A 14,450-nucleotide genomic window follows, 5' to 3' on the forward strand; every position below is an offset into this window, starting at 1 on the left:
GCCCGTCGTGAACATCCCCACCGCGCTGACCACGTTCCGCTGCGTCGCCGTGCTCGCGATCGCGGTGGCGCTGCTTTGGCCGTTCGGCGCGCTCCGCGGGGTGGCGCTGGTGCTCTTCGTCGCCGCCGCCCTCACCGACTGGTTCGACGGCTACCTCGCAAGGCGTTGGCGGCAGGTGACGCCGTTCGGCCGCATGCTGGACTCGATTGCCGACAAGATGCTCGTCGCCGTGGTCCTCCTCGTGCTGTGCGCCGACGGCACCATCGAGGGGCTGAACGCCCTCGCCGCGGCGATGATCCTCACCCGCGAGATCGCCATCGCAGGCCTGCGCGAGCACCTCGCGGCGCAGTCGGTCGTCGTCGCCTCGACGTTGCTCGCCAAGTGGAAGACGACGGTGCAGCTCGTCGCCATCGCGGTGCTCATCGGCGCCCCGTTGACGGGGCTCCCCGTGATCGCCACGTCCGTGGGGCTCGCGATCCTTTGGGTCGCGACGCTGATGACGGTGGTGAGCGGCGTCCAGTACGCCGCCGCGACGCGGGGGCACTTCGCAAATGAAGCTTAAGTACTTCGCCTGGGTGCGCGAGCGGGTCGGCCTCGCCGAGGAGGACGTGACGCTGCCCGACGGTGTCGACACCGGTGCCGAGCTGATCGCCTGGCTGCGCGGCCGCGGCGAGGGCTACGAGCGGGCGTTCCACGAGGAGGGCGTCATCCGCGTGGCGGTCGACCGGCGGCACGTCGCGCACGAGGCACCCGTGCGGGGGGCGGCGGAGGTGGCGCTGTTCCCGCCGATGACGGGCGGCTGATGGCCCGCACCTGCGTCGCCATCCTCGACGAGCCGCTGGAGCCCGCCGCCTGGCTCGGCGAGCTGCGCCCCGGTGAGGACGTCGGCGCCATCGCGACCTTCGTCGGGCTGTGCCGCGGCGAGGCAGGACGGCTTACCGGGCTCGAGCTCGAGCACTACCCCGGCATGGCGGAGGCCGAGGTCGAGCGCGTCGTCGGTGCTGCGTGCGAGCGCTGGCCGTTGTTCGGCCTCCTCGCAGTCCACCGCACGGGCCTCGTCGCGGTGGGAGAGCCCATCGTCCTCGTCGCCGCCGGCGCGTCCCATCGCGACGCCGCCTTCGACGCCGTGCGCTACGTGATGGACTACCTGAAGACGGACGCCCCGTTTTGGAAGCGCGAGCACCTCGCCGACGGCACCGTCGGCAGCTGGGTCGCGGCGAACGTCGCGGACGATCGCGCGCGCGAGAGGTGGGCCGTCGACGCGTAGAGCATCCTGGGTCTTCTCAGACCCGGAGAAGATGCTCTAGGTCGTTGATCGAGCGCGGTCTGCTTGGGGTTGGGTGGTTCCAGCTATCCCCGAAACCGCTCTAGCGGATGCCCAGCGCACGCGCCTTGCCGTGGCGCGGCGGCTCGCGCTGGGGCGTCGGTCCGACGGCTCCTGCCGCGATGCGCCGTGCCATGGCCTCGGCCGCCGCACGCGTCCCGGCGCGCGAGTAGATCGTGCCGCGGACCTGGCAGGTGGCCGCGAGCGCCCTGCGGAAGTCGGCGACCAGCGCCGCGTCCGGCGGCGATGGGTCGGTCCAGAACGCATCGAGCGGACCCTGATGCGTCAGGCCGGGCACGTCGTAGATCGCCGGCGCTAGCGCGTGCGTCGGGCATCCTGCGGCGAGCGCCTCGAGCCCTGCCGTCGAGTTCACTGTGACGAGGCCAGCCGCGCCGACGAGCCAGTCGTCGAGCGCAAGGCCGTCGGCCAACTCCACGCGGTCCGAGAGGCCAGCGGCGCAGGCGAGCCGTGGCACCTCGTGCGACCAGCGCACCGGACCAAGGTCGCCCGGATGCACCTTCACAACCAGCTTGGCATCCGCGGGAGCGTGCTCTGCGAACGACGGCAGGACGGTGGCAAGCGCGTCCGCCATCCCGGCGAACTGGGAGTTGGAGCGGATCTGGAAGTCGGTGTCCGTCTGCATCGCGAACACGAAGTGCCGGCCGGCGAGCCGCTCGAGCGCGGACCTGGCCGCGGCGTCACGCGCTCCGCGGCGCGCCTCGCGGGCAAGGAAGCGCGCGTAGGCGACGAACGGGTGATGCAGCCCGTGCGTGCGGTAGTGCGGGTACAGGAACCACAGGAACACGTTGGGCAGGCTGTTCTTCAAGTCGTCGGCCGTCTCGAGCCCGGCCTCGCGAGGATGGCGCACGGCAGGGTCGGGCTCGGCGGCACCCGCGGCGAGGGCGCGGACCGCCTCAGGGTCGACGGGGAAAAGCGAGTCGATGGAGTTGCCGTTCCGCTCCAAGGTCATCCAGTCTGGGCGCAGGTAGCCGAGCTCGGTGACGAGGACGTCGATGTCGCGCGCCCTCGCCTCGGCCGCCGCTTCGCGGTGGTAGGGGCGGCGCTCGGAGTGCATCAGGACCGCGTCGACCCGGTGCCGCTCCATCGCGGCGGCGACGAAGCCCGGCCAGTCGGCGAGCCGCCCGCGGTAGGCGATCGCCGGTCCGAAGCCCCAGGCCGCGCGGTCGCCCGGACAAAGGTTGACGCGCTGGACGGCGACGCCAGCACCTGCGAGGTGCCGGCCGATGCGCCGGTAGAGCGGCGACAGCGGCCCTTGCAGGAGTAGCACCGAGCGGGGCAAGCGGGTGCCTGGCGCCGAACGGCCCAACGCTGCGTCGCTCGCGGAGGGCTCGGGCCGCTGCAGCTCAGCGCCGCGTCCGATCAGCCGTCGGCTCCAGCCGTCCCTTGCGTACGGTGCGCGCCCGGCGCCGCTGCGGCGTCCTCACCGGTGCCGGCGGCGGCGTTGTCGGGTGCCTCGGCGGCCGATGGCTCGGGCGGGTTGGGCTCTGCCAACTTGGGCTCTCCGGGCTTGGGGCCACCCTTGGAGACGCCGACCATGGCGGGGCGGAGGACGCGCTCGCCGATCATGGCGCCGGACTGGACGACCTGTACCACGGTGCCGGACGCGACCTCGGCGGTCTCCACCTCGAACATCGCCTGATGGAGGTTGGGGTCGAACCGTTGCCCGGTGGCGTCGATGGTTCGCATCCCGTGCCGCTCGAACACCGCCTTCAGCTCGCGCTCGGTCATCTGGACGCCCTCCAGCACCGCCGTGAGCTCGGGCGACAGCGCGTCCGCATCGACGCTCCGCGTCGCCTCGATGGCCCGGGCGAAGTTGTCGGCGACGCCGAGAAGGTCGCGCGCGAAGCTCGTCACCGCGTACTGCCGTGCGTCCGACACATCGCGCTGGGCGCGGCGGCGCACATTCTCCGTCTCGGCGAGCGCGCGTAGGAGCTGCTGGCGCAACTCCTCGGCCTCCCGGCGAAGCTCGTCGGTCTCGCCGCTGGCTTCCTCGTCATCGCCGCGCTCGGCCCCGCCGGACCGTGCTGCCATGATCTCTTCGGCGTCCGGCACGAGGGTGTCGCCCTGATGCTCGCCAGGCTTGGTCGTCTCGTCAGACATCGTTCGTCCTAAGGCCTCGAGGGCGCCGTGCGCCGCTCGCTCAGATCGATGACCTGATCCAGTCGACGAGCTTGCCCTTCGGCAGCGCGCCCGTCTGGGTCGCCGCAGGCTCGCCGTTCTTGAACATGATCAGCGTCGGGATCGACCGCACACCGTACTTCATCGCAGTGTTCTGGTTCTCATCGACGTTGAGCTTGGCGATCTTCACCTTGTCGCCCATCTCGTCGGCGATCTCGTTCAACGATGGCGCGATCATCTTGCACGGACCGCACCACTCGGCCCAGAAGTCGACGACGACCGGCTCGCTCGATTGGAGGACGTCGGAGTCGAACGTGGCGTCCGTGACGGTTGCGGGGGGCATCGCTCACCTGTGCTGTGCCGTAAGGGCCTCGGCCGTAGGTATGAACCGGCGGTTGAAGCGTCAAGCAGTCACGACGGAAGGGACCGGGACGAGCACGTCGTCCATCGCCATGCACGAGGCCGACGCGGTCCAGACGATGGCCGCGCTGACCGCGTGGCGAGGCAGCGCGGCGGCGACCAGCGCGCGGTAGATGGAGAGCTGCTCGACGTAGGCCTGCGCCACGTCGGCCGGGCGGTCCGGCACGACCCTGTCGGTCTTGTAGTCCACCACGAGGGCGCGTTGGCCAATGAACTGCAGGCGATCGATGCGGCCCCTCGCGCGCCGCCGCTCGCCGCGCCAGACGATGTCGCCGACGACGTCGACCTCGGTGCGGGCTCGTCCGCCGGCGAGCTCGGGGAGGGCGAGCGCGGACGCGGCCTCCGCCACGACGGCGGCGATCTCGAGCTCGGTCAGCAGGGGATGGAGCGAGCGGACCGAGGCTGCCATCGCCTCGCGGTCGCCGCCTCGATCGAGGAGGTGGTGGATGAGCACCCCGTGTGCGGCGGCACCCAGCGCACGCGGCGTGCCGGCCGCCGAGCCCGCAGAGACGCGATGCTCGCCGTCCGATGGGGACAGCGGCTCCGGCAGGCTCCGCGGCGGTGCGACGGGCTCGGTCAGCCAACGCGGCGCGACGGGCGGGACGGGCCGGGCACGAGGCTCGTAGCGGGCATGGGCCGCGGTGCCGAGCTCGGGGGAGCGCCAGGCGAAGCCCTCGCCGCCGGGCATCGCGACGCGCATCGCCTCGCCCGCCAGCGCCGCCTCGACCTTGGCATGCCACATCCCTTCCTGCGGCGGTGTCTTGCCGTAGGCCCCGCAGACGACGAGGTGCTGCTCGGCCCGCGTCATCGCGACGTAGAGCAGGCGGTAATGCTCCGCCCGGTCGGCGGTGCGGCGGTCGTCCAGCGCGGCGGCGGCCCGTGCAGGGCGGTGCGTGTCCCGCGGCGCATGGACGAGGACGTCGTGCGGCTCCTGCGTGGGCAGCGCCACGATGGGCGGCTTCTCCTGCCGGACCGTCCTCGCGCCAACATCGGCGACGAACACGAGCTTCGCCTCGAGGCCCTTCGCGCCGTGCGCCGTCATCACCCGCACCGCGTCGCTCGACCCGTCGACGGTGCGCTTCAACTCCTCCGTCGTCTTCGACAGGCGGTAGAGGAAGGTCTCCAGCGCGGGCACGCCGCGACCCTCGAAGGAGAGCGCGGCGTCGAGCAGGGCATCGAGCGCGTCTGCCGCCTCCGCGCCCATGCGGGCGACGAAGTCCGCGCGGCGTCCCTCGCCGACGAGGACGTGTGCGAGGGCGTCGAACGGCCGCGCCGCACGCACGATGCGCGCCCAGCGGGAGAGCGTGCGGTGCGCCTCGCGTGCCTCGGCGTCGCCCCGCGCGAGCGCGTCGAGGAGCGATCCCGGCCGCCCGTGCGCCGCGGCGTACAACGCCTCCTCGCTGAAGCCGAACAGCGGGCCCCTGAGGACGGCGGCGAGGGAGAGGTCGTCCCGGGACAGGAGCGCGCGCATGAGCGCCACCATGTCCTTCACCGCGATGTGCTCGGTGATGACGAGCCGGTCGACGCCGGCGACCGGGATGCCCCGGGCCTTCAGCTCGCGGTTCATCAGCGTGGCGAAGGCGCCGCGGCGCCGGGACAGGATCATCACCTCCCCGGGGGCGACCCGAGGGCCGCCGTCCGGCCCCTCGGCTCCGGTCCACAGCGCCACCTGATCGGCGATCGCACGGACGAGCTTGACGACGCCGGCGCTGTCGGGCGTCGCGTCGAAGGGCGCGTCCCAAGCGAGCGGCCTCTCCACCTCGTCGTCGGCGAACAGCGGCCAGAGGTCGACGCCGCCTGGCGCGGCCTTGACGGCCTGGTGGCGGATCGTGGCCGCCTCGGCGCCGACCGCGGCGGCAAGCTCGGGGTCCGCGAACACCCGATCCACCGCCGACAGGACCTGCGGCGCCGAGCGCATGGAGTGTTCGAGCCCGACGGCGTGGAAGGCGAGCTGCGCGGCCTCGGCGGCCGAGCGCGTCGCTGCGCGCTTGAGCGCGAAGAGGTGCGGCGCGGCCCCCTGGAAGGAGTAGATCGACTGCTTCTCGTCGCCGACGACGAACAGCGTGCGCGGCACCTCGCGGGCGCCCGCACCGGCGAAGAACTCCTCCGTCAGCGCCTCGACGAGGCGCCACTGCGGCTCCGAGGTGTCCTGCGCCTCGTCCACCATGACGTGGTCGATGCCCTCGTCGAGCTTGTGGCGCACCCAGGCAGCGGCGGTCCCCGTGCGCACGAGGTTCACCGCGGTCTCGACCTGGTCGTCGTAGTCGAGGAGGCCGCGCCGGCGCGTCTCGGCCGACAGCTCCTCCTCGACTGCGAAGGCGAGCTGGACGAGGGGGACCGTGGCGGCGATGGCCGCCTCGACACGGGCCACCTCGGCGAGCGCGTCGAGCCGGTCCTGCTCGGCGTCGATCGTGGCCTCGACCTCCGGCCACTGCGCCAGCACCGACTTCGGCACGATGCCGGCCAGCGCCCGCCTCTCGCCAGCCTTGGTGCGGAAGACCTCAGCCCAGCGCGCTGGGCGCTCGGCCTCGGGGCAGCCGAGCGCGGCCTTGATGCGTGCACGCGTCGCCTCACCCTTCCCGGCCGCGACGAGCGCCTCGTGCAGCCGGTGGCAGACGTCCTTGCCGAGCGGCGGGCCGGGCTCGGGCGGTGCCAGCGCCGCTCGAAGCCCCTGGGCGAGGAACTCGTCCGAGGTGCCCCGGCGCAGCCAGGCGCCGAGCCGACGATGCTCCGCGAGCACGGCCTTGAGGCTCTTGGAGACGCCCGCGTCCGACACGTGCGGCACGAGGCAGGCAATGCGCTCGGCGATCGCGCCGGTGGGCTCGGCGGCGGCGCGACCAAGGACGGCGGAGATGGCCCTCTCGGTCAGCTCCTCCCGCGTCGCGTCGTCGAGCACCTGGAAGGAGCCGGACACGTTCGCCTCGAGCGGGAAGCGACGCAGCAGCGCGGCGCAGAAGGCGTGGATCGTCTGTACCTTCAGGCCGCCCGGCGTCTCCAACGCCTCCGCGAACAGCGTGCGCGCGCGCGTCCGTGCGGCCTGGCCGCCCGCCGGGGCCAGCGTCGCGACGCGCGCTGCGAGCGCGTCGTCCGGCAGGGTGGCGAGGCTCGCCAGCTCGGCGGTGACGCGCTGGGCCATCTCCGCGGCCGCCGCCGTCGTGTAGGTGAGGCACAGGATCGCGCGCGGCGGCACGCCCGACAGGAGGAGCCGCACCACGCGCTGGGCGAGGACGTACGTCTTGCCGGCGCCGGCGTTCGCCGAGACCCAGACGGACGCTGTAGGGTCGGACGAGCGGCGCTGCGCCTCGTCCGCCTCGGGGGGAACGACGAGGCCGCTCATGCGCCCCACTCGGCGACGCGGGCGAGGTGGTCGTAGTCGCCGTCCCACCGCTCGGCGTACTTGGGCCGTGCCCGCGACAGGTAGCCCTTGGACGGCTTGGCATAGAGCGCCGCGAGCGCCTCCAGCCGCTGCCGTGCCTCGAAGGCGAGCTCGACGGCGTCGTCCCCTGCCACCGTCTTCCGGCCGACGGGCTCGTGCCCCGCGGCGACGGCGACGTAGGCAAGGCCCGTGAGCGCGACGTCAGCCGGCACGCCCGGGACCGCCCCCGCACGCACCAGCGCGGCCTCCAACGGGAGCTGCGGCTCGAAGAACGTCGTCACTTCCTTGCGGCTCGGCAGGGCGCCGGTCTTGTAGTCGACGACTTCGACGCCCCCCGCACGAAGGTCCAGCCGGTCGATCCGCCCGCGCAGCGTGACGCCGAGGAGGTCGGCGACCGCAGCGACCTCGACGAGCGAGGCGTCGGCGGGCGGACGTGCGGCCTCCTCGGCGACGATCGCCGGCGCCGCATGGACGAGGCGCGCGCCCCACAGCGCGCGGGCGTCGGGCGCATCCTTCAGCGTGCGCAGCTCCTCCTCGACGATGACGACGAGCCGCGCCTCGGCGTCCGCCGCCCGATGGTGCCCCTCGCGCACGAAGCGCGCCAGGATGCGGTGCACCACCTCGCCGCGGTCCGCGGCGTCCGCCTCCTGCTCGAGCGCCTCGAGGGGGGTGAGGCCGAGGATGCGATGCGCATACACCGCGTAGGGGTCGCGGACGAGGCGGGCGACCTCGGTGACGGAGAACGACGTTGGCCGCGCCTCCACCGGCGGTGTCGGACAGGGCCGCGCGGGCGGCACCTGTGCAGGCCGGGCGTCGCGCAGCGCGGCGAGCGCGAGGAGCTCGGCGCCGCGGGCGAGCGCAGGCCGTGCGTCGGCGCCGGCGAAGGCCACCAGCCGCTGCCACCAGCGCGAGGCGACCGTCGGATCCCCGCCGGCCCGGCGCGCCCGCGTCAGCGTCGCCCGCCGCTGGTGCGCGGCGGCGAGGAAGTCGTGGGCGGACAGCCCGATGCGCCGCTCCGGCAGGTCGATGCCGAACGCGCCCATCATCGGCCGGCTGAGGAACGGCCCGGCGTCCGGCGAGGCGGGCCAGGTCCCCTCGTTGAGCCCACCGAGGACGGCGTGATCGAAGGTTTGGAGCCGTGCCTCCAGCGGGCCGAGGATGCGCACCGCGTCCTCGCGCGGCGGTCCGCGCACCGGGACGCCCGCGATCAACGCCTCGAAGGTGGACGGCCAGTCGCGCGCCGACAGCGCGAGCTCGTCGCGACCGACGAGCTCGCCGAGCGCGATCAAGAGTGCGTCGCGGGCCTCGAGCGCCGGGCTCGCGAGGGCCTCGAAGGCGGCGACGTGCGCTGACGCGAAGTCGCCGACCGTCGCCTCTCGTCCGGCGAGCGCGGTGAGCGGCGCCATCGCCCCGGCGACCCGCCCGGCCACCCTCGCGGCGGCGGGTCCGGCGTCCCCGATCACGGCGAGGATGCGGTGGGGGGCAACGCGCGGGCCGCGCAGGCGTCGCTCGACCTCGCGCACGCCGGCGGGGTCGATCCCCTGCGCGCCGGCGTGCTTCAGGAGCGCGAGCCAGTCGGCCGCGCCACCCCCGTAGGCGCAGGTTGCAAGGAGGCGGGCGAGCGTTCCGGAGGGCGTCGTGGCGAGCGGCTCGCCCGCCGAGTCGTCGACCTCGATGCCCCACCGGCGGAGCTCATGGGCGACGCGGCGGGCGAGCGCGCGGTGCGGCGTGACGAGCGCCACCGTCTCGCCGAGCGCCACCGAGCGGCGCATGGCGACGGCGATGGCGGCGGCCTCCTCGCGCTCGTCGGACGCCTCGACCAGCGTGATGCCGTCGAGTGCCTCGGCGACGTCGGCGAGGGCGGCGCGGTCGTCGCGCCATCGCGCCGTGCCCTGCGCCGGCCGGAGCGCCGCCGCGAACACGCGTGCCCGCTCGTGCGCGCCACGGCCGTCCACCGGGGCGAGGCGGCCGACGTCGTGCGGCGCGAGGCCCAGCGCCGCGACGAGCTGCGCCATGCCGCGCTGCGGGTGGCCCGGCGCGTCGGTTGCCCCGGCGAGCGCCTCCCAGGACGCGGCGTCGGCCGTGCGGTCGAAGCCGGGCAGCACGACGACGCCCCACGGGCTCGCCGCGATCGTCGCCATGAGCCGCCGCGTCGCCGGGATCGACCCCGTGGAGCCCGCGACCACGATGGGGCCGCGCGCCGCGCCGACGCTCGCCCCGGCGGCTTCGGCGTCGGCCCGTCGTCCCGCCGCAGGCGTGATGCGTCCCCGGTCCCTGAGGTGGGCTGGCCAAGCCTCGGTGGCGATCCGCAGGAAGTCCGTGGTGAGGTGCCAGTGCTCCGCAAGGTCGGCGCGCGCCACCAGACCCGGGAGCTCGCTCCAGTCCGCCTCCTGCGTCTCGACCTGATCCATCAGCGCGGCGAGCTCGTCGGCGAGTCGGATCGCGTCGGCGGCGGACGTCGGGTGCAGCGGGCGCATGGCGTCGTCGTCGGTGCGCAGCCTTGCCGCCCACGCGCGCACCAGGCGGGCGAGGACGACGCGGGACTCGAGCTGCCCCATGACATCCGGCCGCAACCCCTCGTCGGCGGGATCGCCGAGCGTCTCGATGCGCGGCAGGACCACCGCTTCCGTGGACGCAATCGCGAGGAAGGCCTCGGCGAGCGCCCGCGCGGCCCGGCGCGTCGGCAGGTAGATCGTCGCGTCCGCCAGGGCGAGGGGATCGTCGGGCAGCCCGTCCGGCCACAACGTGCCGTCCGCGAGGCGTGCCGCGAGGGTCGGCAGGAACGGGTCGCTCGGGTCCACCGAAAGGACGCGCGGCGCTCGCGGGCCGCTCACGGGGCGCTCGCCTTGATGGCCCGCTCCGCCTCGACGATCGCCGCGGGCGTGCCGACGTGGATCCACAGTCCGTCGAGGCGCAGGCCGTAGAGCCGACCGGCGGCGATGAGGCGGTCGAAGGCGACGTTGAGGCTGAACGCGCCGGCGGGCGGGTCGGCCACCGCAGCGGGGGCCATCATCGCGCAGCCGGCGTAGACGAACGGCGCGATGGTGCGCTCGCGTCGTCGCGACAGCCGCCCGTCGGTGCCGAGCTCGAAGTCGCCGCGCCCGTCGTAGCCGACGGCCGTCACGGTCGGTGCGAGGACGAGGAGCGCGTCCATGCGCGAGGCGTCGAAGGCGGCGACGAGCCGCGTCATGGTTGCAGACGCCCCCTCGATCCAGAAGGTGTCGGAGTTGGCGACGAGGAACGGCGCCGTGCCAAGGTGGGGCAGCGCGCGCACGAGCCCGCCGCCGGTCTCCAGCGCTCCCGCGCGCTCGTCGCAGATCGTCGCCCGAGCCCCGATCCGGCGGCGCACGTGCACCTCGATCATGTCGGCGAGGTAGGAGACGTTGACCACGAAGCGCGTGACTCCCGTCTCTTCGAGGCGGTCGAACACGCGGTCGATGAGCGCCTTGCCCCACACCTCGATGAGCGGCTTGGGGGTGATCGCGGTGAGCGGACGCATGCGCGTGCCACGGCCGGCGGCGAACACCATCGCGGACAGCTCGCTCATGGCGCCGGCAGGTCGGCGTTCACGGCGTACCACTCGCGCAGCGCGGCGAGGGACGGCTCGGCGGCGAGGTTGCGCGCCAGGGCCTGCGCCACGCGGGGCAGGTGCCGAAGGTACTGCGGCTTGCCGTCCCGCTCGTCGAGCCGGCGGAAGACGCCGAGGATGCGCGTCGCCCGCTGCGCGCCGAGCACATGGTAGGCCCTGCGGAAGCCGGCCTCGTCGAGGCTAGGCCGGGCGGCAAGGTAGCGCTCGACGAGCATCGCCTCTACGTCGGGCGGCACGTCGACCCGCGCGTCCTGGGCGAGCGAGACGACGTCGTAGGCGCTCGGGGCGATCATCGCGTCCTGATAGTCGATCCACCCGATGCGGGCGATGCCGCGGCGGTCCGCGAGCCACATGAGGTTGGGGGAGTGGACGTCGCGCAGGGCGAGGCGGTCGTCCTCGCGCGGCAGCGCCTCGATCGCCTCGCGCCACAGCGCGAGGAAGTCCTGGTCGGCCGGCCGGCGCAGCGCCCACTGCAGGTACACCGCGACCTCGACGGCGGAGAGGTCCGCATCGAAGCGCGGCGGACGGTAGCCCGCGATGGGCAACCGGGGCGGGACGGCGTGGAAGGCGGCGAGACCGTCCACGGCCGCGGCGTAGCGCTCCGCCACGATCGTGCCGTCCGCCACCTTCTCGTCGCCGAAGTCCTCCAGGAGGAGGAAGCCGTCCTTCCGGTCGGCGGCGATCACCCGCGGCGCGGACAGTCCGGCTGCGCGCAGGGCGTCGCCGACGGCGAGGAAGGCGGACGGGTTGCCGTCGGCGAGCCGTGCCCGCCGCGCGTAGGCGTCGGGGTCGGGCTCGAACGCCGGAGCGTCCATGAGGACCGCGCTCGTTTTGCCGAGCACGAGGCGGTCGTAGCGCCGCGTCGACGCGTCCCGGGTCAGCGGTCGGCGGTCCGCCGCACCCCATCCGGCGGAGGCCAGGAACGCGGAGGCGCGCCGCTGCCGGGCGAGCGCGGAGCACCAGGCGGCGTCCGCCTCGACGGACACGCGCCGCGCGCCTTCGGCGTCGCAGAACGATATGGATACCGTCACAGGCATTCGAGCGCGCGGCCACTCGACCAGGAGGACGGCGGCCAAATCCTCCTCGAGCCCGAGCTCCTCGAGGCCGTCCGGCTCGACGCGGTAGAGGTCCGCGTGGCGCAGCGGCGGCTGGGTCGCGTAGTCCTGGACGATGGTGAACGTGGGGCTCGCCACCTCGAGCCCCGGGTCGCCGGCGAGGGTGCGGATGACGGCGCGGGCGAGCGTCGTCTTGCCCGCGCCGAGGTCGCCGACGAGCCCGACGTGGTCGCCGGGCTGCAGCGTGCGCGCGATGTCGCCGCCGAGCACCACCATCTGCCCCTCGTCCAGGAGGTCGACCACGAGCCGTCCCGCGTCGCTCACGCTGCGCTGAGCACCGGCGCGCGCTCGGCTCGCTGGTGCCGCGGGAAGCGCACCACGAGCTCGGCGCCCGGACCTTCGACGCGCGCCACGGAGACGGTGCCGCCGTGGAGCTCCACGAAGCTCTTCACCAGCGACAGGCCGAGCCCGACGCCGCCGCGCCGACCCTGCGCCCCCGAGGTGTTGAAGCGTTCGAACACCGCCTCGACCTTCGCCTCCGCGATCCCCAGACCGCGGTCGCGCACCGACAGCGCGACGTGCTCGCCGTCGCGCCGCGCGGTGATGGTGATGCGCCCGCCGTGCGGCGAGTGCGCCACCGCGTTGGAGGTGAGGTTGTAGAGCACCTGCCGCACGCGCAACGCGTCGCCGTCGAAGCGCGTGGCGTCGGCGGCGACGTCGAGCTCGATCCGCAGCGCCGCCTCGCTCACGCGGTCCTTCAGTCCGTCGAGCACCTCGCCGATGGTCGGCTTGACGTCGACGGTCCCGATGGTCAGCTCCATGATGCCGGCGTCGATGGAGGCAAGGTCCAGGATGCCGTCGATGATGGCGAGCAGCGCCTCCGAGGAGGTGGAGATGTAGGTGGCGTACTCGCGCTGGCGGTCGGACAGCGGGCCGGTCTCGGGCCGGGTCAGGAGCTGGGTGAAGCCGATGATCGTGTTGAGCGGCGAGCGCAGCTCGTAGGAGACGTGCTCGATGAAGGCGTTCTTCAGGCGGTCGGCCGCGACGAGGGCGCTGTTGCGCTCTACGAGGGCGCGGGCGACGTTCACCGTGTCCGTCACGTCGACGAAGGTCGCGAGCGTCGATCCGTCGGGCAGCGGCGCGAAGGCGTAGTCCAGCGTGCGCTCACCCCGCTCCAGGCGTCCTCCGGCGCGCGTGCGGTGGTCGGTGAGGCCGGTCACGCGCTCGCTGAGCGCGTTCCACACGTGGCGCTCGTCCGACGGGGCGCCGGCCGCGATCAGCCGCACGTGGTCGCCCACCTCGGCCGCGGGGGCGCCGGTCAGGGACCAGAAGGCAGGGTTGGCCAGGCGCAGCAACCCGTCGGGGCCGAAGCTCGCGATCCCCTCGCCGAGGTGGTCGATGGTCTCGGCCTGGACGCGGCTCATCTCGTTGTACTGGCGCTCCAGCATGAGCTCGCGCGTGACGTTCTCGTAGACGTAGGTGACGCCGCCGTCCGAGCCCGGGTTGGCGATGACGCGCAGCGTCTGGCCGTCCGGCAGGTGCCACCACCTTTCGAACGGGTCCCGCGTCTCGTAGCCCTTGAGCTGGTCGCGCTTCCACGCCTTGAAGTCCGCCGTCTCGGGGAGGCGACGGTCGGCGCGCAGGCGGTCGAGCACACGCTCTTCGGGCGGTCCGTGCTCGAGGAAGGCGGGAGGGAGCTCGAACAGGCGCTGGAACGCGGCGTTGTGGAACGCGAGGCGTCGGTCGGGCCCGTAGATCGCGATGGCGGTGGCCAGCCGGTCGAGGGTCGCCGCGTGGCTGTCCAGGGAGCGGGCCTGGGCGCCCAGCGTGCGCAGCGTGTCCGTCACGTCGACGGCGAGTGCGGCGAGGACGCCGCCCTGCCGCTCGGCCGTCACGTCGAGGTGGCGACGCTCGCCGGCGACCACGGTCTGCACGCGCTCGTGGACCGGGCCATCCGCTGCGCCGGCGAGGCGGGCAAGGGCGTTGGCGTCGAGGAGGCCATCGCCGTCCGCGTCGGCGACCGAGCGCGCGTAGGCGGCGTTCGCCCACACCCGTTCGCCCGAACCCGAGCCGATCCAGGCCGGATGTGGTGTGGCGGCGAGGAGCGCCTGCAGTCGGCCCGCGACGCCACCTTCAGGCGCCGCGCCGACCGCGGGGGGCGGCTCCACGAACAGCGTCGGGTGCCCTCCTTCGAGGCTCCCCGCGATCGCGGAGCCGTCGTGGCCGGGCAGTCGGAACGCCTCGCCCGTCGAGCGAAGCCGCGCGACAGCGCGCGCGAGCGGATCCTCCCCGGACGGCCCGCTCGTGGTGCGTACGAGATTGTCGGGCACCGTGCCGCAGGTGAGGACGCCACCGTCCAGGGTGAGGCGAACGGCGCCCTGCGCGCCACGGACGAGGGCGCGCTCGGCAAGGTCGGCGCGCGCCTCGCACGCCGCCGCAGCGTCCCGAGCCGCGCGTGCGGCGCGCACCGCGGTGCCTGCCCGCAACGAGATCACAGCGGCAAGGGCGCACGCGGCGGCGGTGATCGCCCACGCCGTCAGCACGGTC

10 protein-coding genes and 1 pseudogene are annotated in these 14,450 nt (G+C 74.0%); 3 read left to right on the top strand and 8 right to left on the bottom strand.

The window, feature by feature from the left end:
- The first annotated feature begins 7 nt into the window (after window positions 1-7).
- Genes pgsA through ACOOE8_RS08340 form a run of 3 tightly spaced genes read left to right on the top strand, consistent with a single transcriptional unit; the run spans window position 8 to window position 1,267 of the window.
- The gene (gene pgsA, locus ACOOE8_RS08330) at window positions 8-562 is read left to right on the top strand and encodes a CDP-diacylglycerol--glycerol-3-phosphate 3-phosphatidyltransferase (protein WP_420394356.1); all 555 of its coding nucleotides are present in this window, start codon (window positions 8-10) and stop codon (window positions 560-562) included.
- On the top strand, window positions 552-803 hold the full coding sequence (gene moaD / locus ACOOE8_RS08335) for a molybdopterin converting factor subunit 1 (RefSeq protein WP_420394357.1): 252 nt from the start codon (window positions 552-554) through the stop codon (window positions 801-803). The genes pgsA and moaD overlap by 11 nt, the downstream gene beginning before the upstream one ends.
- On the top strand, window positions 803-1,267 hold the full coding sequence (locus tag ACOOE8_RS08340; protein ID WP_420394358.1) for a molybdenum cofactor biosynthesis protein MoaE: 465 nt from the start codon (window positions 803-805) through the stop codon (window positions 1,265-1,267). The genes moaD and ACOOE8_RS08340 overlap by 1 nt, the downstream gene beginning before the upstream one ends.
- 100 nt (window positions 1,268-1,367) lie before the next feature.
- Here ACOOE8_RS08340 and ACOOE8_RS08345 read toward each other — a convergent pair whose 3' ends face one another.
- The 8 genes and pseudogenes from ACOOE8_RS08345 to ACOOE8_RS08380 form a co-directional block, all read right to left on the bottom strand.
- Complete coding sequence (locus tag ACOOE8_RS08345; protein ID WP_420394359.1) at window positions 1,368-2,624, bottom strand: DUF6716 putative glycosyltransferase; 1,257 nt, start codon at window positions 2,622-2,624, stop codon at window positions 1,368-1,370.
- A gap of 200 nt (window positions 2,625-2,824) precedes the next feature.
- Window positions 2,825-3,445 (bottom strand): annotated as a pseudogene (grpE, locus tag ACOOE8_RS08350) (nucleotide exchange factor GrpE); the annotation flags it as partial.
- Window positions 3,446-3,485: 40 nt separating this feature from the next.
- On the bottom strand, window positions 3,486-3,806 hold the full coding sequence (gene trxA / locus ACOOE8_RS08355) for a thioredoxin TrxA (RefSeq protein ID WP_420394360.1): 321 nt from the start codon (window positions 3,804-3,806) through the stop codon (window positions 3,486-3,488).
- 60 nt (window positions 3,807-3,866) lie between these two features.
- Window positions 3,867-7,220, bottom strand: a complete 3,354-nt coding sequence (gene addA / locus ACOOE8_RS08360) for a double-strand break repair helicase AddA (protein ID WP_420394361.1) — start codon at window positions 7,218-7,220, stop codon at window positions 3,867-3,869.
- The gene (locus ACOOE8_RS08365; RefSeq protein ID WP_420394362.1) at window positions 7,217-10,093 is read right to left on the bottom strand and encodes a PD-(D/E)XK nuclease family protein; all 2,877 of its coding nucleotides are present in this window, start codon (window positions 10,091-10,093) and stop codon (window positions 7,217-7,219) included. Before ACOOE8_RS08365 ends, addA begins: the two co-directional genes overlap by 4 nt.
- Window positions 10,090-10,806, bottom strand: a complete 717-nt coding sequence (locus ACOOE8_RS08370) for a nucleotidyltransferase family protein (RefSeq protein WP_420394363.1) — start codon at window positions 10,804-10,806, stop codon at window positions 10,090-10,092. The genes ACOOE8_RS08365 and ACOOE8_RS08370 overlap by 4 nt, the downstream gene beginning before the upstream one ends.
- The gene (tsaE, locus tag ACOOE8_RS08375; protein ID WP_420394364.1) at window positions 10,803-12,206 is read right to left on the bottom strand and encodes a tRNA (adenosine(37)-N6)-threonylcarbamoyltransferase complex ATPase subunit type 1 TsaE; all 1,404 of its coding nucleotides are present in this window, start codon (window positions 12,204-12,206) and stop codon (window positions 10,803-10,805) included. The genes ACOOE8_RS08370 and tsaE overlap by 4 nt, the downstream gene beginning before the upstream one ends.
- A 17-nt stretch (window positions 12,207-12,223) precedes the next feature.
- Window positions 12,224-14,446 (bottom strand): ATP-binding protein, encoded by a 2,223-nt coding sequence (locus tag ACOOE8_RS08380; RefSeq protein ID WP_420394365.1) that lies wholly within the window; start codon window positions 14,444-14,446, stop codon window positions 12,224-12,226.
- Window positions 14,447-14,450: the final 4 nt, after the last annotated feature.

Source organism: Acuticoccus sp. (assembly GCF_965213555.1).
Classification (GTDB): Bacteria; Pseudomonadota; Alphaproteobacteria; order Rhizobiales; family Amorphaceae; genus Acuticoccus.

Bases quoted from the DNA above. Each gene is read 5' to 3' on its own strand.
- moaD (WP_420394357.1), top strand. From the start codon at position 552: ATGAAGCTTAAGTACTTCGCCTGGGTGCGCGAGCGGGTCGGCCTCGCC.
- ACOOE8_RS08340 (WP_420394358.1), top strand. From the start codon at position 803: ATGGCCCGCACCTGCGTCGCCATCCTCGACGAGCCGCTGGAGCCCGCC.
- trxA (WP_420394360.1), bottom strand. From the start codon at position 3,806: ATGCCCCCCGCAACCGTCACGGACGCCACGTTCGACTCCGACGTCCTC.
- addA (WP_420394361.1), bottom strand. From the start codon at position 7,220: ATGAGCGGCCTCGTCGTTCCCCCCGAGGCGGACGAGGCGCAGCGCCGC.
- ACOOE8_RS08370 (WP_420394363.1), bottom strand. From the start codon at position 10,806: ATGAGCGAGCTGTCCGCGATGGTGTTCGCCGCCGGCCGTGGCACGCGC.